23 protein-coding genes and 3 pseudogenes are annotated in these 20946 nt (G+C 71.0%); 11 read left to right on the top strand and 15 right to left on the bottom strand.

Features of this window, described 5'->3' with window-relative positions; all coding sequences use genetic code 11:
- Together E1182_RS18630 and E1182_RS18635 are read left to right on the top strand one after the other, a co-directional pair.
- Positions 1–260, top strand: a 260-nt coding sequence (locus E1182_RS18630) for a redoxin domain-containing protein (protein WP_132266997.1), incomplete at its 5' end; no start/stop codon positions are given.
- A 68-nt stretch (positions 261–328) separates the two neighbouring features.
- Entirely contained in the window at positions 329–1006 is a 678-nt protein-coding gene (locus E1182_RS18635; protein WP_132266999.1) for a hypothetical protein, read from the top strand.
- Between the two features lie 68 nt (positions 1007–1074).
- On the opposite strand, the gene cydB is transcribed toward E1182_RS18635, so the two are convergent.
- On the bottom strand, positions 1075–2073 hold the full coding sequence (gene cydB / locus E1182_RS18640; RefSeq protein ID WP_132267002.1) for a cytochrome d ubiquinol oxidase subunit II: 999 nt from the start codon (positions 2071–2073) through the stop codon (positions 1075–1077).
- Between the two features lie 14 nt (positions 2074–2087).
- Positions 2088–3500 carry a cytochrome ubiquinol oxidase subunit I gene (locus tag E1182_RS18645; protein WP_132267004.1) on the bottom strand — a complete coding sequence of 471 codons (1413 nt, stop codon included), beginning with the start codon at positions 3498–3500 and terminating at the stop codon, positions 2088–2090.
- A 173-nt stretch (positions 3501–3673) separates the two neighbouring features.
- Between E1182_RS18645 and E1182_RS18650 the strand changes: the two genes are divergently transcribed.
- Positions 3674–4447: a 1-acyl-sn-glycerol-3-phosphate acyltransferase gene (locus E1182_RS18650; RefSeq protein WP_132267006.1), complete on the top strand. Its 774-nt coding sequence runs from the start codon at positions 3674–3676 to the stop codon at positions 4445–4447.
- 22 nt (positions 4448–4469) lie between these two features.
- Here E1182_RS18650 and E1182_RS32325 read toward each other — a convergent pair whose 3' ends face one another.
- The 6 genes and pseudogenes from E1182_RS32325 to E1182_RS31200 form a co-directional block, all read right to left on the bottom strand.
- Positions 4470–4973 (bottom strand): hemerythrin domain-containing protein, encoded by a 504-nt coding sequence (locus E1182_RS32325; protein WP_371687568.1) that lies wholly within the window; start codon positions 4971–4973, stop codon positions 4470–4472.
- A pseudogene (locus tag E1182_RS31715) lies at positions 4962–5302 on the bottom strand (nitroreductase/quinone reductase family protein); the annotation flags it as partial. The pseudogene E1182_RS31715 and the gene E1182_RS32325, both read right to left, overlap by 12 nt.
- Before the next feature lie 381 nt (positions 5303–5683).
- Positions 5684–6055 (bottom strand): DUF4180 domain-containing protein, encoded by a 372-nt coding sequence (locus E1182_RS18660; protein ID WP_132267008.1) that lies wholly within the window; start codon positions 6053–6055, stop codon positions 5684–5686.
- Positions 6048–6497 (bottom strand): helix-turn-helix domain-containing protein, encoded by a 450-nt coding sequence (locus E1182_RS18665; protein ID WP_243706297.1) that lies wholly within the window; start codon positions 6495–6497, stop codon positions 6048–6050. The genes E1182_RS18660 and E1182_RS18665 overlap by 8 nt, the downstream gene beginning before the upstream one ends.
- 121 nt (positions 6498–6618) lie before the next feature.
- Entirely contained in the window at positions 6619–7824 is a 1206-nt protein-coding gene (locus E1182_RS18675; protein WP_371687566.1) for a helix-turn-helix transcriptional regulator, read from the bottom strand.
- A 76-nt stretch (positions 7825–7900) separates the two neighbouring features.
- Positions 7901–8071, bottom strand: a complete 171-nt coding sequence (locus E1182_RS31200) for a hypothetical protein (RefSeq protein WP_165942656.1) — start codon at positions 8069–8071, stop codon at positions 7901–7903.
- Here E1182_RS31200 and E1182_RS18680 point away from each other — a divergent pair.
- The 3 genes and pseudogenes from E1182_RS18680 to E1182_RS18690 form a co-directional block, all read left to right on the top strand.
- Positions 8027–8188: pseudogene (locus E1182_RS18680) on the top strand (glycerophosphodiester phosphodiesterase family protein); the annotation flags it as partial. The gene E1182_RS31200 and the pseudogene E1182_RS18680 sit on opposite strands and share 45 nt — an antisense overlap.
- Positions 8189–8213: 25 nt before the next feature.
- Positions 8214–9596 carry an MFS transporter gene (locus E1182_RS18685; RefSeq protein WP_132267010.1) on the top strand — a complete coding sequence of 461 codons (1383 nt, stop codon included), beginning with the start codon at positions 8214–8216 and terminating at the stop codon, positions 9594–9596.
- A gap of 51 nt (positions 9597–9647) precedes the next feature.
- Positions 9648–10361 (top strand): thymidine kinase, encoded by a 714-nt coding sequence (locus E1182_RS18690; protein ID WP_132267012.1) that lies wholly within the window; start codon positions 9648–9650, stop codon positions 10359–10361.
- Here the strand turns inward: E1182_RS18690 and E1182_RS18695 are convergent.
- Entirely contained in the window at positions 10358–10816 is a 459-nt protein-coding gene (locus E1182_RS18695) for a hypothetical protein (protein WP_132267014.1), read from the bottom strand. The two genes, E1182_RS18690 and E1182_RS18695, sit on opposite strands and share 4 nt — an antisense overlap.
- Before the next feature lie 111 nt (positions 10817–10927).
- On the opposite strand from E1182_RS18695, the gene E1182_RS18700 reads away from it, so the two are divergent.
- Together E1182_RS18700 and E1182_RS18705 are read left to right on the top strand one after the other, a co-directional pair.
- Complete coding sequence (locus E1182_RS18700) at positions 10928–12634, top strand: acyl-CoA dehydrogenase family protein (RefSeq protein ID WP_132267016.1); 1707 nt, start codon at positions 10928–10930, stop codon at positions 12632–12634.
- A 91-nt stretch (positions 12635–12725) separates the two neighbouring features.
- A complete protein-coding gene (locus E1182_RS18705; protein WP_132267018.1) occupies positions 12726–13160 on the top strand; it encodes a DUF6194 family protein in 435 nt (144 codons plus the stop codon).
- 65 nt (positions 13161–13225) lie between these two features.
- Here E1182_RS18705 and E1182_RS18710 read toward each other — a convergent pair whose 3' ends face one another.
- The 4 genes from E1182_RS18710 to E1182_RS18725 all read right to left on the bottom strand — a co-directional run bounded on the left by E1182_RS18710 (position 13226) and on the right by E1182_RS18725 (position 15869).
- Positions 13226–14218 (bottom strand): tyrosine-type recombinase/integrase, encoded by a 993-nt coding sequence (locus tag E1182_RS18710; RefSeq protein WP_132267020.1) that lies wholly within the window; start codon positions 14216–14218, stop codon positions 13226–13228.
- Positions 14219–14350: 132 nt separating this feature from the next.
- Positions 14351–14782, bottom strand: a complete 432-nt coding sequence (locus E1182_RS18715; RefSeq protein WP_132267022.1) for an Hsp20/alpha crystallin family protein — start codon at positions 14780–14782, stop codon at positions 14351–14353.
- Positions 14783–14910: 128 nt separating this feature from the next.
- Entirely contained in the window at positions 14911–15324 is a 414-nt protein-coding gene (locus E1182_RS18720; RefSeq protein WP_132267024.1) for a DUF6069 family protein, read from the bottom strand.
- A gap of 74 nt (positions 15325–15398) precedes the next feature.
- Entirely contained in the window at positions 15399–15869 is a 471-nt protein-coding gene (locus E1182_RS18725) for a MarR family winged helix-turn-helix transcriptional regulator (protein ID WP_132267026.1), read from the bottom strand.
- A 193-nt stretch (positions 15870–16062) separates the two neighbouring features.
- On the opposite strand from E1182_RS18725, the pseudogene E1182_RS18730 reads away from it, so the two are divergent.
- Positions 16063–17489: pseudogene (locus tag E1182_RS18730) on the top strand (DUF4158 domain-containing protein); the annotation flags it as partial.
- Between the two features lie 258 nt (positions 17490–17747).
- On the opposite strand, the gene E1182_RS18735 reads toward E1182_RS18730, so the two are convergent.
- On the bottom strand, positions 17748–18224 hold the full coding sequence (locus tag E1182_RS18735; RefSeq protein WP_132267028.1) for a DUF6326 family protein: 477 nt from the start codon (positions 18222–18224) through the stop codon (positions 17748–17750).
- A 175-nt stretch (positions 18225–18399) separates the two neighbouring features.
- Positions 18400–19146: a hypothetical protein gene (locus E1182_RS18740; RefSeq protein ID WP_243706300.1), complete on the bottom strand. Its 747-nt coding sequence runs from the start codon at positions 19144–19146 to the stop codon at positions 18400–18402.
- A 297-nt stretch (positions 19147–19443) separates the two neighbouring features.
- Between E1182_RS18740 and E1182_RS18745 the strand changes: the two genes are divergently transcribed.
- Together E1182_RS18745 and E1182_RS18750 are read left to right on the top strand one after the other, a co-directional pair.
- A complete protein-coding gene (locus tag E1182_RS18745; RefSeq protein WP_207921439.1) occupies positions 19444–20673 on the top strand; it encodes a sensor histidine kinase in 1230 nt (409 codons plus the stop codon).
- A 19-nt stretch (positions 20674–20692) separates the two neighbouring features.
- Positions 20693–20946: response regulator transcription factor (locus E1182_RS18750; RefSeq protein WP_371687567.1), on the top strand; the 254-nt coding region annotated here is incomplete at its 3' end.

Raw genomic sequence — 20946 nt, forward strand, 5'->3', positions numbered from 1 at the left:
GGGTGGGTGTGAGCCGGGATCCGGTGGCCAGGCAGGCGGAGTTTTCCCGGCGGCACGGGTTTGACTTTCCGTTGTTGTCGGATGTCGACGGGCGGGTGGCCGAGGCGTTCGGGGTGCGGCGGCGGTTGCCGTTGGGGCCGTTGAGTACGCGGCGGATGACGTTTGTGATCGGGTCGGACCGTCGGGTTCTCGCGGTGGTCCACAGTGAGTTGGACATGAATGGTCATGCCGATGAGGCGTTGCGGGTTCTCGGGGGTTGATCTTTTCTCTGTCGCAGTCGGCTGGTATCAAGGGCGGGACTCAGACACGTGTACGGAAGAGGGCTGTGATGGCGGGCCAGGGTTTGTCCGATGACGAGGTGCGGGGCATCCGGGAGGCGTTGGCGGCGGGTCGCAGGCCCAAGGTGGTGTTCACCGCGTCGGCGGGTCAGGTCGCCGGGCAAATGGGTCAGGTGGTGGAGTTGACCGATCCGGCGGTTTCCGACGAGTTCGTGGTGGTGCGGTTCGGTCGGGACGAGTTGCCGTTCTCCCCCGGCGATGTGGCCCTCGCGCCGAAGGGGACGGGTCGCCGGGTGGTGGAGGCGAAGCCGGAGCCGGCGGTGCAGGTGGCGGCGGTGGAGCCGGAGTTCGTGTTGGACACGCCGCCGGTGCCGCGTCGGGAGGAGCCGAAGCCGGTGGTGCCGGTGGAGGCGAAGCCGGCGGCGCGGCGGGCGGTGAAGGTGGCCAAGCCGAAGGGCCCGGCGGGTTTGACGGTTACGTTGGCCTATGCCGAGGGTGAGTGGACGGTGGCGGCGCAGCAGGGGGCGAAGGCGTTGGCGAAGCCGTACGTGGTGAAGCCGGCGGAGGCGTTGCGGATGGTGGCGTTGGTGGATGTGCCGGGGGTGCAGGAGGCGGTGGAGCAGATCCTGGCGGCGGAGCGGGCCGAGGCCGAGCAGCAGGCGGAGAAGTTGCGTGCGGAGTTGGCCGAGATCGAGGCGCGGTTGGCGGAGTTGCGCGAGGCGGGGTGAGTGGTTGTTGGTCGTGGCGGTGGCGGTGTCCCTGGTGGGGGCACCGCCACCGGCGTATTCGGGGTGGGTCAGTGTTGGGGGATGTTGGCGACGCCGATGCGTTTGCGGAAGACCCAGTAGGTCCAGCCCTGGTAGGCCAGGACGACGGGGGTGAACACGACCGCCACCCAGGTCATGATCTTCAGGGTGTAGGGGGTGGAGGCGGCGTTGGTGGCGGTCAGGGTGCCGGCGGGGTCTCCGGTGGAGGGCAGCACGTTGGGAAACAGTGCGGCGAACAGGGTGGCGACGGTCAGGCCGATGGCCACGGCGGTGCCGGTGAAGGCCCAGCCTTCGCGGCGTACCCGGGCGGCGGCGAGCGCGCCGAGCAGGGCGAGGGTGGCGCCGAGGGCGAGCACGACGGCGGCGGCGCTGGCGCGGATGGTGAGCGTCCAGGTCAGGAACGCGACCGTGGCGACCGTGGTGGCGAGGCCGAGCTTCACGGCGAGGGCGCCGGCGCGGTGGCGGATGTCGCCGGTGGTCTTGAGGGCGATGAACAGGGCGCCGTGGGTTCCGAACAGCGCCGTGGTGGTCGCTGCGCCGAGCAGGGCGTACGGGTTGAGCAGGTTGAGCAGGCCGCCAACGTATTCGTGGTCGGCGTCGAGGGGTACGCCGCGCAGGATGTTGGCGAAGGCGACGCCCCAGAGGATCGCCGGTAGGAGGGAGCCGCAGAAGATGGCGGTGTCCCAGCGGCGCTTCCAGGTGGCTTCGGGGCGCTTGTGCCGGTATTCGAAGGCGACGCCGCGGGCGATGAGGGCGAGCAGGATCAGCAGCAGGGGTAGGTAGAAGCCGGAGAAGAGGGTGGCGTACCACTCGGGGAAGGCGGCGAACATGGCGCCGCCGGCGGTGATCAGCCAGACTTCGTTGCCGTCCCAGACGGGGCCGATGGTGTTGATGAGGACGCGGCGTTCCCGGTCGTCGCGGCCGAGGACGGGCAGCAGCATGCCGACGCCGAAGTCGAAGCCTTCGAGGATGAAGTAGCCGGTGAAGAGTGCGGCCACGAGGAGAAACCAGATGGTGGTCAGGTCCACGGTGGGCTCCGGGGTCAGTAGGCGAAGGCGAGGGGGCGTTCGGTGTCGTCGGTGTCGTCGGGTTCGGGTGTGGGGGTGAGGTCGGGGACGCCGGCGCGGGCGTAGCGGATCAGCAGTTTGCACTCGATGACGGCGAGGGTGGCGTAGATGAGGGTGAAGGCGGTGAAGGAGGTCAGTACCTCGGTCAGGGAGACGCTGCGGGAGACGCCGTTGCGGGTGAGCATTTCGCCGAAGACGATCCAGGGTTGGCGGCCCATCTCGGTGAAGATCCAGCCGAAGGAGTTGGCGAGCAGGGGCAGGATGGGCAGGATGAGGCCGGCGCGGAGCAGCCATCGGTTGGTGGGGGTGCGGCCTTTGCGTTGGGTCCAGAGGACGAGCAGGGCGATGGCGGCGGCGGCCAGCCCGAAGCCGATCATGAGGCGGAAGCTCCAGTAGGTGACCGGGATGATCGGGGTGTAGCTGCCGGGGCCGTACTGGCTGGCGTACTGGGCTTGGAGGTCGTTGATGCCGTGCACGGTGCCGTGGGGGTCGCCGGTGCCGAGGTACGACAGCAGGTAGGGGATCTTGATGGCGAAGATTTCGCGGCTGCCGTCGAGGCTGCCGATGGTGAGTACGGAGAACGAGGCGGGGCTCTCGGTGGTGTAGAGGCCTTCGGCGGCGGCCATCTTCATGGGCTGGACCTGGGTCATGATTTTGCCTTGGATGTCGCCGGTGATCAGCACCAGTGCGGTGGAGATCATGACGGTCCAGGCGCCGAATCTGGTGGCGAAGCGGTAGGCGTCGGTGTCGGCGCTGTCGCGGTTGCGCATGATGTGCCAGAGGCCGACGGTGAGCATCAGGGAGCCGGCGACGAGGAAGGAACCGGCGATGGTGTGCGGGAAGGTGATGAGCGCGACCTTGTTGGTGAGTACGGCGAGGAAGTCGGTGAGTTCGGCGCGGCCGGTGTCGGGGTTGATCCGGTAGCCGACGGGGTTCTGCATGAAGGAGTTGGCGGCGAGGATGAAGTAGGCGCTGAGGTTGCTGCCGATGGCGGCGACCCAGATGCTGGCCAGGTGCAGTCGTTTGGGTAGCCGGTCCCAGCCGAAGATCCACAGGCCGATGAAGGTGGATTCGAGGAAGAAGGCGACCAGGGCTTCGATGGCCAGTGGGGCGCCGAAGATGTCGCCGACGAAGCGGGAGTAGTCGCTCCAGTTCATGCCGAACTGGAATTCCTGCACGATGCCGGTGACGACGCCCATGGCGAAGTTGATGAGGAAGAGTTTGCCGTAGAACTTGGTGAGTTTGAGGTAGCGCTCGTTGCCGGTGCGGTGCCAGAGCGTTTGGAGGATCGCCACCAGGATCGACAGGCCGATGGTGAGGGGAACGAAGAGGAAGTGGTAGACGGTGGTGACACCGAACTGCCAGCGGGCGACGTCCAACGCGTCCACCGGTGACCCCCTGAGGCTCGTACTACAAGACGTAGTAAATACTACTTGCCGTCGTAGGGGATGTGGCGGCGCGCAGGGCCAGGACACGGCCCGGGACCCATGACCTTGATCACCTCCGTGCGGCCCACGGCTGCTCCCGGCCCAGCGGTCGGCCGTGCGATCATCCACTCCTGATGGAGACCACCACCCCCCCATGGCGGCCGCCGCTGCTCTGGCGGGCCGCCCAGGCCCTCGCCCACGCCGCCGTCGCCCTGCTCGGTCGGCTCGAGGTCACCGGCGATGTGCCGGCGCACCTGCGCCGTGGCCCGCTGATCCTGGCCGCCAACCACATCGGCCCGTTCGACCCGATCGTGCTGGCCGCGGCCTGCCGCGCCCTCGGCGTCGCACCACGGTTCATGGCCACCGGCGGCCTGTTCCGCGCCCCCGTCGTCGGCGCGCTCATGCGCCGCACCGGTCACCTGCGCGTCGACCGGGGCACCGCCGCCGTGCACCAGGCCCTCGTCGACGCCTGCGCGGCGATCGCCGCCGGATCGGTCGTGCTGGTCTACCCCGAGGGACGCATCGGACTGGACCCGAGCATGTGGCCCGAACGCGGCAAAACCGGCACCGCCCGTCTCGCGTTCGCCAGCGGCGCCCCGATCGTGCCGGTCGCCCACTGGGGCTCCCACGAGGTGCTCCCCTATCGGGCGCCGAAGGGAATGCTGCGGGGCATCGCCCGCGCGCTGCTGCGCCGCCCGGTGATCCGGGTCCGCTTCGGTGACCCCCTCGATCTGACCGACCTGACCCCGGGCACACCGGGTGCCGCCCGACGGGGTACCGACCGGATCATCGACGCGATCACCGACACCCTGGTCCCGCTGCGGTCCGACGAGCCGCAGCGGCCCCGCCACGTGGACCCGAGCCGCCCGGTCGACACCAGCCGCGCCCACCGCCGCCGACCGGGCTGAGCCCGGCCGGCGGCGGGCCCGGTCAGCCGGCGTTCAGGATCGGCACCAGGTGTTCCTCCTCGTACGCCAGATGCGCCTGGACCTGGTCGGTGAGGCGCTGCACCTCGGTCCGCAGCGCCTCCCGGTCCACCGTCGGGGTGGCCAGCACGGTACGCAGCTCGTCCAGCAGCGCCGCCATCGCCTGGTGCTCGGCGTCCAGGCGGGCCAGCACCTCGGCGAGATCCGGGCGGTGCGCGGCCAGCCAGGGGAACATGCCGGCGTCCTCGCGTTCATGGTGCCCGCGTAGCCCTTCGCACAGGCTCAGGCAGTTCACCCGCAGCTGCGCGCCGACCGTCGGCCCGGCCGCGGCCACCTCCTGACGGATCAGGGCCAGCTCGCGTCGGAGGGCGTCGTGCACCGCGGTCAGCGCGGCCCCGGGCGGGCCGGGCGGCGGCGTCGGCGCAGCTGGCAGCGGCGACAGCGCCACCACCGGCAGCCTCCGCCCGGCCTGACGTTCGTACTCGGCCCAGCCCGGGTCGGCCTGCACCGCGCGGGCGAAGGCACGGTCCCGGTCGTCGCCGGTCAGGACCTCGGCGCGGGCCTGGTAGGTGAAGACGCCGTCCTCGACGGTGACCAGCGGGTCGGCCAGCAGGTTGTGGTACCACTGCGGGTGCTCGGGGAGCCGCCAGCGGAGGCGATGACCAGCATCCGCTGCCCGCCGTCGGGCAGGTAGCCCAGCGGGGTGGTGTGCGGGGCGCGGGTCCGCGTCCCGGTCGTGGTGAGCAGCACCAGGCGTGCGCCCTCGAACCAGCCCCCGACTCGGCCGGCGTTGGCGCGGAACTCCTCGATGACAGCGTGATTGAAATCGTTCGGCATGTGTGTGGGTAATCCCGGGAAGGCAGGGGCGCCGCGCGGCGGCGCGGTGGGTGGGGAAGGCAACGAAGGCGCGGCCGACGACGTGCGTCGGCAACGGCGAGAGTGAGGTGCCCGCAACGAGCGGTCAGCGGCGGTGGTCGGCGGGCCGCGGGCCCACCCGTGGCTCACGCGCCAGCCGGGTGCCCTGTCCGCTCATGGCCTCTGATGGCCGACCCGGCAGTCACGGCGTCGACCGTAACGCCCGGTTGGCGCCCTGGTCAATCGCCGTGCTGTCCGTCGTCGGTCACCTCGGTGCGCACCCTTCGCCGGCTGCACCGGGCACCGCGCAGCAGGCCCGGCCCCCTGGTGGCCCCGCAACGGTGGCCGGGCCTGGCTGACCGATCAGGACGCGATGGCCGTCAGTCTGGCGTCGAGGGCGTCGAGGTCGGGGACGAACCAGATGTGCTCGGCGCGATTGGACTCGTGGACCAGGGCGCGCAGGGCGGCGCTGGTGGCCAGGTGCCGGGAGATGTCACCGACGACGGCCAGCCGCAGCCGGTAGTTGACGAACTTCTGCATGACCTCGCCGGCGAAACCGGTGCCGAGGGTGAAGAAGCTCTCGTCCAGCCGTGCGGTCGGCACCGCCACCACGTGCGCCCCGAGGAACGCCGCGCCGATCAGGTCCAGCGCGTCCTGTTCGGTGGCCACCGGCGGGCCGGCCGGGTCGCAGACCAGGACCCGCACCCCGGCCCGGTCCTGCAGCACGTCAGGCATTCTCGTCCTCTCCGGTCAGCAGGCCGGCGCCGTCGGCGAGCACGGCGTCGAGCAGATGCAGGACCTCGGCGGTGGCGGACGCGTCGCCCATCAGCACGATTTTCATGCGCTGCTCGTCGTGGACGGTCTGGGCGCGCAGCGGGCGCGCAGCGGGTCGGGGGTTGTTCAGGCTGGCCAGCACGAGGGTGGACAGCCGGTCGGCGGCGCTCCGGTCGATCCCGTCGACCGTGACGATGCTGGCCACCTCCAGGGCCGGGGCGGCGTCTCGGACGGCGGGGGCCGCACGACCGAGCAGGGCGTCGAGGTCGGCGCGGGCAATGCGGTACTGCTTGCCGATCCGTGTCGCCTTCAGCCGGCCGGACCGGATATAGCCGCGCACGGTCCGCACGTGCAGGCCAAGGCGTTCCGCGACCTGCTCCACCGAATACATGTCGTTACTCATCAGGCCGTCATTGAAGCATGATGAGGAGTGGTAGGGAAATTTGTGTGAGGTGGTGTGATGGCAGTGATTGTCATCCGGTCACGACAGGCGGGCATACTGCCTCGCGTGCTGCCCCGTCCGGCTACCTCGACTCCCCCACGCCGCTGACCTTCGCCCACCGACGGCGACGAGAACACCGCCGAAGCGTCCGCCCGGGCGGTCGGCCTCGGCGACCGGAACGTGGAGACCCGACGTGCACGCCGCCGCCGACTCGGTGGCGGTGGCGACGCCAGCGGCCGTTGACGGCCGGCAGGAAGATCTGCTCGCCGCTGCACCGCGAACGCTGGGCGGGCCGACGCGCGATCCCTGTCCTGGATGTCCGGCGGCAGTTGGTCGTCGCCGAACTCAGTTTACGCTCGCGACTCTGGACTCCACCTCCGTGAGGACGCGGTCGACCGAACGGAGGCGGCGAAGAAGGTGCGGTGCCTTTGCGCCGAGAAACGCGGGTGAAGTGCGGCTGGTCGGCATAGCCGCACGCGAAACCGACGACGCTTAGCGGGTGTGAGCTGTTCATGAGAAGGTCCGCGGCGGCCTGCGCGCGGATGCTGCCCAGCAGCCCACTGAGACCGCCTTCTGCCAGCAGCCGCCGCTGCAGGCTTCGCGGTGACAGGCCGAATTCGGCCGCAAGTCCGGCCAGTCTCCAGCGGCGGGCGAGGTCACTGCATATCAGGTGGCGGGCCTGTTGTGTCGGGTCCAAGCCGACGACTGGTACAGGCACTTTTGCCGTGTTGGGAAACGATTCCCAGGCGAAGTGCCAGACCGCGGTGGCCTGCCCAGGAGGCGGCGCCGTGAAGGCGCCGTCAGTGAAGACGACCGTCTCGCCGCTTGTGTCGAGGCGGACCGTGACTCCGCGCGCGCCGATCGCCGTCAAAAGGCCTGTCAGTACGCCGAGAATCAGCGCATCCTCGGCTGGCGTTGGAGGAGCCGCAGGCGGCCCGACATGCTCAGCGACGAGCCGGGCAGCACCGGCCTCTCGCACCAGAACCCGGTGACGCGAATGAGTGAAAAGCTCCAGCCGGCTCCACCGCTCGAACAGATCCTCGGGGCTGTCCGAGGCCAGCAGCGCTGAAGTCGCAGGATCGGGCGGCAGGCGCGGTAGGTGCCGCCCGACACGGAGCAGCGGCAGCAGCCCATGGGCCCGGGCTATGTCGGCCAGGAACCGCCTCTTGGCGTCGAGCGGCACCAGTGCTCCACCCGGCGTGGCGACCGTGACCGCGATGCCTTCCTCGGCAAGCGCACGCCGCGCCGCCGCAACCAGGACCGCGCTGGCGAAGTCGTCCACGGCCATCCCCGCATCCCGCTCGAAGGTTCAGCGGAACGTTACGGCTGCCACGACCTGGAAGTCTTGAACGATCACGCCAGGGTCAACGGTGCTGGTTAGCCACGCAGGATGCGGTGACGCAGGAGAGCGAAGCCTGCGCGTCCGTACATTGCTGCTTGATCAGCTTGGGTTCGGTGTTGAAGCCTTCGGTGCCGGTGGTCGACCGCCGTTCCTCGCCTGCTGCCCCCGGCTCGGCCTGCACGTGCGCGTGCACGTCTGGACGATCGACGACCCCGCCCAGTTGCACGACTTACGTGATCTCGCAGTGGATGGCATCATGACCGATCACGTCGGCGTGCTGCGCGACGTCTACCGCAGCCGCGGCCACTGGCCGCCTGAACCCGGCGGAGGATCCGATGGCCGAGACCGTTGCCCCTGCGGTGGACAACCCGCCACCGGGCAGCACCCGCCGCGAACGCACCGGCTGGTACTTCTACGACTGGGCGATGTCGGCGTTCTCCACAACCGTCATCACCGTCTTCCTCGGCCCCTTCCTGACCACGGTCACCGAGCTCGCCGCCGGCTGCGAGCTCGGTGCCGACACCTGCGACGGGCACGTCTACCCCCTGGGCATCAAGGTGGCGGCCGGATCGTACTTCCCGTACCTGGTGTCGCTGTCGGTGTTGCTCACCGTGTTCGTGCTGCCGGTCGTCGGCGCCATCGCCGACCGGTCCGCGCGCAAGAAGCGGCTGCTGGCCGTCGCCGCGTTCACCGGCGCCGGCGCCACCACCGCGATGCTGTTCGTCACCGGCGAGCGGTACCTGCTCGGCGGGGCGCTGTTCGTCGTCGCGAACGTCGTCTTCGGCGCCGGAGTGGTCGTCTACAACTCGTTCCTGCCGCGGCTCGGCGGTCCGGACGACCGCGACGGCATCTCCAGCCGTGGCTGGGCGATGGGCTACCTCGGCGGTGGCCTGCTGCTGACGCTGAACCTGGTCGCCGTGCAAAGCCTGGACAACGGGCAGCCGGAACGCACCCTCGACCTGGCGCGGTGGTCGATCGCGTCGGCCGGACTGTGGTGGGCGGCGTTCACCCTGGTGCCGTTGCGCTGGCTGCGGGAGCACCCCACCACCGCCGCGCTGGCCGGCGGCAACCCGCTCGCCGACGGGTTCCGCCAGCTCGGCCGCACCGTACGCCAGATGAGGGCGTACCCGTTGACGCTGTTCTTCCTGCTGGCGTTCCTGGTCTACAACGACGGCATCCAGACCGTCATCGCCCTGGCCAGCCAGTACGGCACCAAGGAGCTGCGGCTGGAGCAGAGCACCCTGATCGTCACCATCCTGCTGGTGCAGTTCCTCGCCTTCGGTGGCGCGTTGCTGCTCGGCGCCCTGGCCAAGCGGATCGGCGCGTGGAAGACGGTGCTGCTGTCCCTGGCGCTGTGGACCGTTGTGATCATCGCCGCGTTCCGGCTGCCCGCCGAGGCGCCGCTGCAGTTCATGCTTCTCGGCGCCGCGATCGGCCTGGTTCTCGGCGGCAGCCAGGCGCTGAGCCGGTCCCTGTTCAGCCAGCTCATTCCCGCCGGCAAGGAGGGCGAGTACTACGGCTTCTACGAGATCAGCGACAAGGGAACCAGCTGGCTCGGACCGCTCGCCTTCGGCCTGGTGTTCCAGCTCACCGCCTCCTACCGGGTGGGTCTGGTCTCCCTGCTGATCTTCTTCGTGGTCGGGTTCGCGTTGCTGGCCGCCGTGCCGATGCGGCGGGCCATCATCGCCGTCGGCAACACCCCGCCCAGGGTGCTCTAGGCACCGGCACCGGCCTGATCGGGGCGGATCGATCGGCTAGGCTGCCCCGACGTGACCGACGACGCCGCCAACCCGACCTGCCTGGCCCGCCCGCTACCGGGACCGGACGAGGGCCTCACCGGCTGCGCTGCGGCGCGGGGCGTCGACGGGCGACCGCTGCACGCCGCCGCCCTGAAGTTCTTCTGGGGGCCGATGGACTGCGGCAAGTCCACGATGGCCCTGCAGATGAACTACAACCACGCCCGGCAGGGCCGCCGCGGCCTGGTCACCACCCGCATCGACCGGTCACTGGGCCCGCAGGTCACCAGCCGCATCGGCCTGGCCCACTCCGCCGTCGAGGTCACCGACTCCCTGGACCTGCGTGCCCTGGTCCGCGACACCTGGGCCGAAGGGGTTCGCGTCGACTACCTCATCTGCGACGAGGCGTCGTTCTACAATGTCGCGCACGTCGAGCAGATGGCCGAGCTGGTCGACAGCTTCGACGTCGACGTGTACGCCTTCGGCCTGGCCACCGACTTCCGCTCCTGCCTGTTCCCCGCCGCGCAGCGGCTGTTCGAACTGGCCGACGAGGTGGCCCGCATCCAGGTCGAGGTGCTGTGCTGGTGCGGCCGGGAAGGCCTGCTCAACGCCCGGGTCGTCGGCGGGCGGGTGGTCCGCGAGGGCGAGCAGGTCGTCATCGGTGACACCGTGCAGACCGCCGAAGTGCGCTACCAGGTGCTGTGCCGGCGGCACTACCGCTCCGGTGACCTCGGCCCGCGCGCCTAGAACGGATCCCCGCACACCCGCCAGCCGCCGTCCTCCTTGACCACCGACAGGATCCGCTGCTCACCGGCCCCGCCCTCGCGGGTCAACCGAACGGCCACCTCGCCGACCGGGCGGCCGGCCTTCGTCCGCACCGACACGCGCTGGATCTCGTAGCCGGCGACCACGGGCGGGGTACGCACCCAGCCGGTGAAGCCGATCTCGCTCCACTTCTCCCGGGCCTGCGCGCAGAGCCGGTCGTAGGCCCGCTCGATCTCACCGGCGGACAACTCCCGCAGGAACCCGTCGGCGGTCTGCCGCACCGGGCCGCTGGCCCCTGTGACCACCTGCACGTTCCACGCGCCCAACCCGGCCATCCCGATCAGGCACAGGGCCACCGCCAGAACACCGGACAGCACAGCGGCACGCACCGGCCGGCGTGGCCGCGCCGGTCGCATCCACCCCTGCTCGCCGCCCATCACCTGCGACCGTATGCGCCCGCCGCACCCTCCCGCAGGCACATCGACCCGGTCGCGCCGCCGGCGACGATCGTCTACCGTCGGCGCACAACCCGGGACAAGGAGCGACGGATGAGCCGTTACGTGCAGCCGGCACCCGCCCGCGACGACCCGTACGCCGACGACCGGCTGCTGCGATCCTGGCTGGAGCGGCAGCTCGGACCGGACGGACACGCCGCCGCCCGGGACCGGCTGGTCGCCCTGGCCGGCGACGTGACCGGTCCGCTACGCGCCGCGCACGCCGACGCCGAGGCGCACCCGCCCGTTCTGGTCCGCTACGACCCGTGGGGCGCGCGGGTCGACCGGATCGACACCTCCCCCGGCTGGCGCACCCAACGTACCGCCGCCGCCCGGCACGCCGTGGTCGCGCTGCCCTACCTGGAGTCCGCGCGCGGCACGTGGGGGGCGGCGGCCCGGGTCGTGCAGCACGCCCTGCTGCACGTGTACGCCCCGGAGTCGGCGACCTTCTCCTGCCCGGTGGCGATGGCCGACGGCGCGGCGGCGCTGCTGAGCCGGCCAGAGGTCGACGCGGGGGTCCGCGATACCTGGCTGCCCCGGTTGGCCTCCATCGATCCGGACACCGCGATCGTGTCCGGGCAGTGGATGACCGAGTCGCAGGGCGGCTCGGACCTGTCCCGGTCCGTCACCACCGGCCGGCCCGCCGCCGACGGGTCGTGGCGACTGACCGGTGAGAAGTGGTTCTGCTCCGCCGCCGACGCGCCGGTCGCGGTGGCGCTGGCGCGTCCCGAGGGCGCCGGTCGGGGAAGCCGGGTGCTCGCGCCGTTCCTGGTCCCCCGCTACGCCGCTGACTCGCCCCTGTCGGGGGCCGCCGTGGCGGCGGACGCCCCCGCCCCCGGGGTCACCGTGCACCGGCTCAAGGACAAGCTGGGCACGGTGGCGCTGCCCACCGCCGAGGTTGGGCTGCGCGACGCGTACGCGGTGCCGTTGGGTGATCCGGCGGTGCCCGGCCTGGCCCGGGCGATGACCCTGGTGGTGGTGACCCGGGTGCACAACGCCAACGCCGCCGCCAGCGGCATGCGACGTGGCCTGGCTCAGGCTTTGGCGTACGCGCGGGCGCGGCAGGTGGCCGGCGGGCTGCTGGCGGACAACCCGCTGCACCGGGCCACCCTGGGTGCTCTGGCCGTGGACGCGGCCGGCGCGTTCGTGCTCGCCGGTCACGCGTTCGCGCTGCTCGGCCGGGTGGAGGTGGGTGCCGACCCGGTCGCCGCCGCCGAACTGCGGGTGGTCGCGCCGCTGGCCAAACTCGCCACCGGCCGGCTCGCCGTGGCCTCGGCCAGCGAGTACGTGGAGACCTTCGGCGGTGCCGGATACGTCGAGGACACCGGCGTGCCCCGGCTACTGCGCGACGCGCAGGTGCTGCCGATCTGGGAAGGCACCACCAACGTGCTCGCGGTGGACGTGCTGCGCGCGGTGGCCCGCAAGGACGCCGGCACGCCGCTGCTGCGTCGACTCAGCGCAGCCGGCGACCTGGCCCGCCGGCTGTCCCCGGCGTTGGCCGACACCCTCGCCTCGGCGACCCGGGACCTACGTGCCGCGCTCGCCGAGGTCAGCGCCGACCCGGGGGCGGTCGCGGTGGTCGCCGGGGCGCGCGGGTTGGCGCTGCGGATGGCGTACGCGCTGGCCGCGGCGTTGCTGGTGGAGCAGGCCGCGTGGGGCGACGAGCAGGCCGAGGTGGCTGCCTGGCTGTGGGCGCGGCGGTGGCTGCGTCACGAGGACATTGCCGCCGACGCCCACGAACACCTCGACACGCTGACCTGACCGGCTACCACCGCATTGGAGGGTTGACCCGGGATCAGGGCGCGGATCACGGGTCAGGTTTCACAAGGAGCGTCCATGAAAAAATTGAGGCATGACTGCCGAGGAGATGATCCGCCACATCCGCGCCACCTTCGCCGGGGTCGACGCGCCCGAGGCCCACGGCGACACCTTTTTCATCTACGACCCGCAGCGGGACCTGCCCGACGCGCGGCGGATGCCGTTCGCCACGATCGTCACCGGCGACCACGAGTACGACAGCTTCTCGGCCCTGGACCGGCCGGGTGCGTGGCGACTGAACATCGGCCTGCCCCGGGCCCGGTACGCGCAACTGTTCCCGACCGTGCCGGCCGACGTGGACCACCGTGTCGTCGACGTACTGCTGCCACACCCCGTCTACGCGCCGCAGCACTGGGTGTGCGTGGTGAACCCGGGTGACGGCACCGAGGCCCTGATCGGGGGCCTGCTGGACGAGGCGTACGACTTCGCCGTCCGCAAGTACGACAACCACCGCCGGCGGGCATCCTGAACCTGCCGGCCGCGACCCCGGTGTTCTCCGGTTGGCTGGCGGTAACCGCGACCGCCGTGGGGTCGTCAGCCGCGGCGGCGGGCGCGGGCCGCCCAGATGACGTACGCCGGGTCGCGGTCGAGGTTGTGCCGGTCCCGGTCGTAGCGGCGGGTGGTGCGCGGGTCGGCGTGGCCCATCGCGTCCTGCACGTCCTCCAACGGCACTCCCTCGGCGCGGGCGGTGGTGGCGAAGGCGTGCCGCAGCGAGTGCGGCGACAGCTTCGCCGCCGCCGGGATCCCGGCGGTGCGGGCGAGGCGGCGGACCAGCCGGAACACCGAGTGCCGGTCCAGTCGCGCCCCGGTCGCGGTGACCAGCAGCGGCCCGGTGAGCTGCTGCACCGGCACCCCCTGGGCGGCGGACCGGGCGGCCAGGTACGCGTCGAGGGCGTACGCGGTGCCGGGGGTGAGTGCCCGTCGGCGTGGCTTGCCGCCCTTACCGACGAACCGTACGCTGCGATGCCCCCGCTCGGCTCCGAGATCGGCCAGGTCGAGGGAGACCAGTTCCCCGACCCGCAGACCGAGGTCGGCCAGCAGGGCGATCGCGGCCCGGTTACGTGCGGCGGTCGGGCCGGTGTCGGCCTCGGCGGCGGCCAGTAGGGCGTCCACCTCGTCCGGGGTCAGTCCGACGGTGGCCGAGTGGTCCCGGTCGACGCGGGGCCGGTCCGCGCCGGAGACCGGGTTCGCCTCGACCGCCCGCAGCTTGACCAGGAACTCGTACCAGCTGGACAGGGCGGACAGCTTACGGGCGACGGTCGCCGGGGTCAGCGGGCGGCCGGTGCGTCCGGCCAGGGTGGACTCCAGTTGGCGGGCGTAGGTGTTGACGTCGAGGAAGTTGGCGGTCAGCGGATCCAGTTCCCGCCCGGCGCACCAGGCCAGCCAGCCGGCGATGTCCCGCCGGTAGGCGTCGCGGGTGTGGTCCGACAGCCGCCGGTTGCGCAGCCATGCCTCGGTGAAGTCGGTCGGGGCGTGGGGCAGCGCGGGCCGGGCCGCGGTGACGGGCAGGACAAGGTCCGAAGACATGCGAGAAAGGTTCTCAGGTGGGCCGGCGTTGCACCACGAGGCGCGCCCAAGCGATGATCCAGACGGCATCGTCGCCCGGGAATGGCGTCGGCGGCGGGAGCACGTCGGGCTCCCGCCGCCGGACGGTGGTGGTCACGCGGTGAGCTGCTTGTGACCGTTGCCGTTACTGCCCGCGGTGATGGTGACCCGACGTGGCTTGGCCCGCTCCGCGACCGGGATGCGCAGCGTCAGCACCCCGTTGTCGTAGCCGGCTTCCAGGCGGTCGGTGTCGAGGGTGTCGCCGAGGAAGAGTTGCCGGCTGAAGGTGCCCATCGGACGCTCGGCGGCGACCAGTTCGACCTTGTCGCCGGTGGGGCGACGGCGCTCGGCGCGTACGGTCAGCACGTTGCGCTCGACGGTGCAGTCGATGCTGTCCGGGTCGACGCCGGGCAGGTCGAAGGCGGCGTAGAAGTGGTCGCCGTCGCGGTAGGCGTCCATGTGCATCATGGCTGGCCGGCTCGTGGTGCCGAAGAACTGCTCGGCGATCCGGTCGATCTCACGGAAGGGGTCGGTACGCATCAGCATTGTGGTGCCTCCTCGGTTCCTCGGGCCGAAGGTTCTCGGGTTGAGCCAGGGTGACTCAACTTCCTCTTCAGTAGTAGCGCGCGCGACGGCCGTCGTCAACCCGACGGGCGATGCTTCGCGTGCGGGGTTCAGCGCGAGCGGGCGGGCAGCAGCGCGACCAGCGGCGCCGCCACGGCCAGGTGCATGACGCCCAGCGCGACCTTCGCGCCGACGCTGGCCTCGGTGGCGACCACCGGAACAAGGGAGAGCAGGGTCAACACCACGGCGAGGGCGGTCCAGACCGCGGGGGCGTGCCGGCGGGTCAGGCGCTCCAGGGCGGCCAGCCCCAGCCAACCGACCAGCGCCGAGCCGAGGGAGAAGATCAGCACCGGGGCGAGACCGACCACGAAGGCCGGCTGGTCGGGATTCTGGACGGTGTAGTCGACCCCGACGACCGCGCCGAGCACCCAGACGAGCGCGGGGGCCAGGACGGCGGCGGCCACGCCGAGGGCGCGGCGACGCAGGGACGGGTTGGTGGTGGCGGGATGCGCGGTCGCGGTCATGCGTACTCCTCGGTCGATGGGCGAACACATGCGACCGTACCAGATAGTCTCGGACGAGACTATCTGAGTCCGAACTAGTGGGTCGGTCGGCTCCCCGGGCCGCACCCACCCCCGGCGAGCCGACCGGCGACCAGGCTGGTGATCGAACGCAGGAACACCTCACGGTCAACCTCGGGCAGCGTCGACAGCACGTCACGCTGGATCCCGGCGGCGATCTCCTGAGCCCGGTCGAGCACCCGCTCACCCTCGGCGGTGACCTCCACCAGCCGCGCCCGACGATCCGTCGGCGACGGACGACGACGCACCAGACCGGCCGCCTCCAACTGGTCCAGCGTGACAACCATGGTCGTCTTGTCGATGCCGCACAGATCACCGATCTGACGCTGGGTCAAACCACCCGGACGCGCCTTGAGCAGCACGCAGTGCGCGCGTGGGGAAATGCCCAACTGCGCCACCCCGGCGGCGTGCTCGACCAACAGGGCGTTACTCGCCCACGAGAGCAGAAACATCAGGTCGGGGCCACCGCCCGGGGCACACGAGGTCATCTACGAAGGCTAACAAGATCGTCTCGGCGCGGATCGTTCCGCGATCAACCGATCCGGGCACCGGCCCGCCGACGGATGCCGGCGCACCGGCCCGTCCGTAGTTTCCAGACCAAAAACAACGCTGGGAACTGAGGGTTGATCAAGCTCTGACCCGGGCCGTAGCGTCCCGTCCCGTTCGGTGACGGTCGATGCTCAGGTGGCCGGCTATGTCGGCTGGCGGTCGATGGACACCGCCGAGTGGAAGGATCTCGACGAGTTCCTGTTCGCCCGGGCGATGGAGCACGACTCGCCGAAGTTGCTGTTCCGGCTGGCCTGCGAGTACCTGCTGTCGTCGCGGGTGATCCGGCCGGGGGTCATCCTGCTGCTGCGGCGGGTGGCCGCGGCCCGGGCCCGTGCGCGGACGGAGACGTGGTCGCGGGTGCGGCATCTGCTCACTGACCGGCGGTGCGCCGAGCTGGACCTGCTGCTGGTCCCGGACGCTTACCGCGGCCGGACGCCGCTGGCCTGGCTGGGCGTGGGGCCGACATCATCGAGCCCGGCTGCGGTGAAAACGGAGCTGGAGAAGCTGGCCTACCTGCGGCGCCTGGACGCGCACACCCTGGACTTGTCGATGCTGCCGGCCGAGCGGCGCCGGTTCCTGGCCGGGGTCGGCCGGCGGTTGACCGGGCAGGCGTTGCAGCGCCGCGAGCCCGAACGCCGGTATCCGATCCTGCTGACCCTGCTGGCGCAGTCGGCCGTGGACGTGCTCGACGAGACGCTGTTGCTGTTCGACCAGGCGATCAGCGGCCGGGAGGCGGCGGCGAAGCAGAAGGTCGCCGAGGCCTTGGCCGAGCGGGCCAAGGGTGGGGAGAACCGGCAGGCGCTGCTGGACGAGATCCTGACCATTGTGCTCGACCCCGGGATCGGCGACGAGCAGACCGGCACCATGCTGCGCACCATTGCTGGCCGGGCTGTACGCCACCGCGCCCGCAAAAGGTCCCGGCCGGCGCTCCGGTCGGGTCGTGCCGACGACGTGGGCCGGCTATCTCGCGGCCGCGGAGCAGGCCGGCGACGTCACCGCGTACCGCCGGTTACTGGGAGCTGGCCGTGCTGGTCGGTCTGCGCGACGGGCTGCGCTCTGGCGACGTGTTCGTTCCCGGCTCGCGCCGGTACGCAGATCCGGCGTCGTTCCTGCTCACGCCGGAGGCGTGGGTGCTGCAGAAGGTGGAGTTCTGCCACCTGGTCGGCGAGCGCGGCGAGGCCGCGGACGCGCTCGCGCAGGCCGACGACGAGCTGCACACCGCCCTTGGCCGACCTGCTCGCGAAGGGCAACCCGGGCGAGGTCCGGCTCACGAAGACGGCGACCTGATCATCCCGCCGAGGACGTACCCGCCGAGGCCGACGCGCTCCGTACGGAGCTGGCTGGGATGCTGCCGCGGGTGCCGATCGCCTCGGTGCTGGTGGAGGTCGACGCCCGGACCGGGTTCACCGACCACCTGGTGCACGCCGGCCGGGAAGGTCGCCCGGCCGGCCGAACTCAAGCGCAACCTGCTGTACGTGATCATCGCGGAGGCCACGAACATGGGCCTGTCCGCGATGGCCGAGTCCTGCGGCGTGCCCTACGACGTGTTGGCCTGGACGGGCCGCATGTAGCTTCCGGACCAAAAACAACGCTAAGCAGTTGATCTAGAGTCCTGCTCTCCGCCGAAATGCGGTCCTCGCCCAGCGCCGCGACAATCCGTGTGGCGCTGGGTCGGGTTCGGTGAGGAGCCGGCTCGGCGCCGTGACCTGGGGCTGGGGTGGTGGGTGGCTTCTCGTTTGCGCGACGTACATCGGGGTTCTCCTTTACTCATTTGAGGGGTCTCCCTCCTCGGTGGGCGCCGAGGCAGGCGGATCGGTTCAGCGCGCCGACACCGATTCGCTGGAGGATTCGGGGCGTGCGATTTCCGGACGGAATTTCCACGCGTACCGCAGGATGAAGGCCAGGAGCAGCACCTCGATCCCGATGGAGAGGCCGTAGAAGGAGGCCCAGTCCCAGGACTCCCCTACCGCGTTGAACACCATGACGGGGATGTAGAGCGATGCCACGACGAGGTTCGTGGCGCGGTTCACCCGGGCGGGCAGCGCCATGGAGAGCATCACCATCAGGGCCGGGATCCCTATGACCACGACGAAAATGGTCAACAACGTCGGGGTGATGTCGAAGTCAAAGATGCCGCCACCCCGGATTTGGTCGATGGCGCCGGGCTTGTAGAGGTGGTAGTAGTCGAGGTAGATGACGAAGAACATCAAGCTGGTCCAGGCTGCCGCGAGCTTGGCCTGCACGGGGACCGGCGGGTTGTCGAGCAGGTTCGGGGTGTTCGTTTGGATGGTCATCGGTTCTTCCTTCTAGAGGAGCGGTCCGCCCGCCGGAGTGGCGGCAGGTCTGGGCGTGCATAACCGCGGGTTGGGTCGTTCTCGTCGGTCAGGTCGTCAGACGGTGACGACGACCTTCCCTCGGGTGTGGCCGGCCCCGACGTAGCGGAGGGCGTCGCGCCACCATCGAGCGACGTCAGCCCTGTCCACGGATGAGCCGTCGGCCGGTGACAACGAGCCAGACGAGCCACGCGGCTAAGCCCGAAACCCCGACGAACACCAGTGGCGAGCCATCCGCGATGGCGAGGTTTCCGGCGCCGGCCAAGATGAGCAAGCTGCCGCCCGCCACGCCGAGCAGCCGCTGCCACGGCCGTGTCAACCCGCTGGCGTGGGTGGCCAGCGCCGCGCCGATGAAGGTCGCCCCGAGCGCGGGCAGCGCGAGCGCGAAGGCCGCGGCGTGGATCTGCCAGACCAGCTCGAAGGCGGGGGTTGGCTCGGCCAGGCCATCCGCGGCGAGCACGACCGCGATGTGCGTGGCTATGACGAGGGCGAATATCGCCGAGAGCGTCGCTCCGGCTGCCACCGCGAGCCGCGACCAGTCCGCCCCTGCGGCGCCGCGGCGCTGCACGAGCCCCTGCAGTCCCGTGACGAACAGCAGGAGCAGGGGCAGGTTCAGGGCCTCCAGACCCACGGCGACGGCCACGGCGCCCCGGTTCGCGGCGTGGTAGGTGAGGACCTCACCAAGAGGATCGCCGTAGGTGGGCGCTCCAGTGCCGTCGCCAAGGCCGAGGAGCTGGGCTACACCGCCCATAAACATCGCGTTCTGAACGATCACTGACGCGGCGTAGGCGACCGCGACGCCGCCGACGATTCGCGTCGTGGACACCCGGTCCAGGACCTGCCGGTCCTCTCGCGCGGGGGGTTTTGCTTTCTGGGTTCTCACGTCGTTACTCCTTCGTTTCATTCGGATGGCGGGTTGTCGAGCAGGTTCGGGGTGTTCGTTCGGATGTCGCTCATCGTTTCTCACTTCCTTTCCGCGCCATTCGTTGGCGCAGGAATGGTCGGAATGCCGTTTCGGAGGTTTTTGTTGGGCCGTCCGTTCCGGTTATATGGAACAGATTGCTGGAGCGGCCGCATGCGCCGCTACGAGCCGAGGTCGATGCGGCGGGCCAAAGGTCTACACCTCGGGTTCGACTTTGGTCGGATGCCGTGGGGCCCGACCCGGCCGTACGCTTTGATCATGATGGCCCCGGCGGACCCGCAGGATCGGAGCCCGCTACCGGCGGGCGTGATCAGCGATGCTGACCACGATCCGGTACGCCCGGCCCGGCGCACGGTCCGCGGCCGGGTCGTCGACGCCACCTGTTTCCTGCTGGCCGTCGGCGTCGTGGTGCAGACCCTGGCCGACAGTCGCGCGCAGCACATCGCGCCGGTCCCGCTCACCGTCGACCTCGCCCTCGGCAGCCTGTGCAGTCTGGCGGTGTGGCTGCGCCGGCGCTGGCCGGTCGGCCTCGCCGTGGCCGCCGGTCTGGTCAGCGTCTACGCGACGTCCGCCGCGGGCGCGGCGCTCGTCGCGCTGTTCACCGTCGCGGTCCACCGGCGCTTCGCAGTGGTCGCCCGGATCGCGGCCGGGTACGCGCTCGTACCGTTCCTCACGCTGCTGGTCCGCCCGGACGTCCCGGTCGGACCCTGGTCGCAGATCGTGCTGGGCGTCGTCTTCGCGCTCGCGGTGCTCGCCTGGGGCATGTTCGTACGGGCCCGGCGCCAGTGGCTGCGCGAACGGGCCCGGCGGGTCGAGGCCGAACAGGAGCTGCGGGTCGCCGAGGCCCGCCAGGGCGAACGCAACCGGATCGCCCGGGAGATGCACGACGTGCTCGCCCACCGCCTGTCCCTGCTGAGCCTGCACGCCGGGGCGCTGGAGCTACGCCCCGACGCCGCGCCCGACGAGGTCGCCCGCGCCGCCGGGGTGGTCCGCGACAGCGCCTACCAGGCGCTGGAGGACCTTCGGGAGGTGATCGGCGTCCTCCGCGCCGGTGTCGACCGGTCCGACGAGACGCCGGAACGGCCGCAGCCCACCCTGGCCGACGTCCCCGACCTCGTCGACCAGTCGCGGCGCGCCGGGATGACGGTGCGGCTCGACTGCCAGACCGATGCGCTTGCCGCCGTGCCGGCTGGTGTGGGGCGCAGCTCGTACCGGATCGTGCAGGAAGGGCTGACCAACGCCCGCAAGTACGCCCCCGACACCGAGGTGGCCGTCACCGTCCGGGCAACCCCGGGCGACGGCGTAACCGTCGAGATCCGCAACCCGTGCCCGATGGGCACCGGCGGTGGTACCGCAATTCCCGGCGCCGGCATCGGCCTCATCGGGCTCACCGAACGGGCCGCCCTCGCCGGCGGACGCCTCGAACACGGACCCACCCCGGCCGGTGAGTTCCGGCTCTGGGCCTGGCTACCGTGGCCTACCCTCTGATCGCGACCAGGGTCGGTCCGTGGCCCGGCCGGGCAGAGAGAAGGAGCCCAACGTGAACGCAGCGGTGCGGGTCCTCGTCGTCGACGACGACCCGCTCGTGCGGGCCGGCCTGGCGATGGTCATCGGCGGCTCACCCGACCTGACCGTGGTGGGCGAGGCCGGCGACGGAAGCGAAGTAGCCGCCGCCGTCGACGCCTACGCCCCGGACGTGGTCCTGATGGACATCCGCATGCCCACCCTCGACGGCCTCGCCCACCACGGTCAGGTCGGGTG

Origin of the sequence: Micromonospora sp. KC721 (assembly GCF_004348355.1) — a bacterium.
Classification (GTDB): Bacteria; Actinomycetota; Actinomycetes; order Mycobacteriales; family Micromonosporaceae; genus Micromonospora.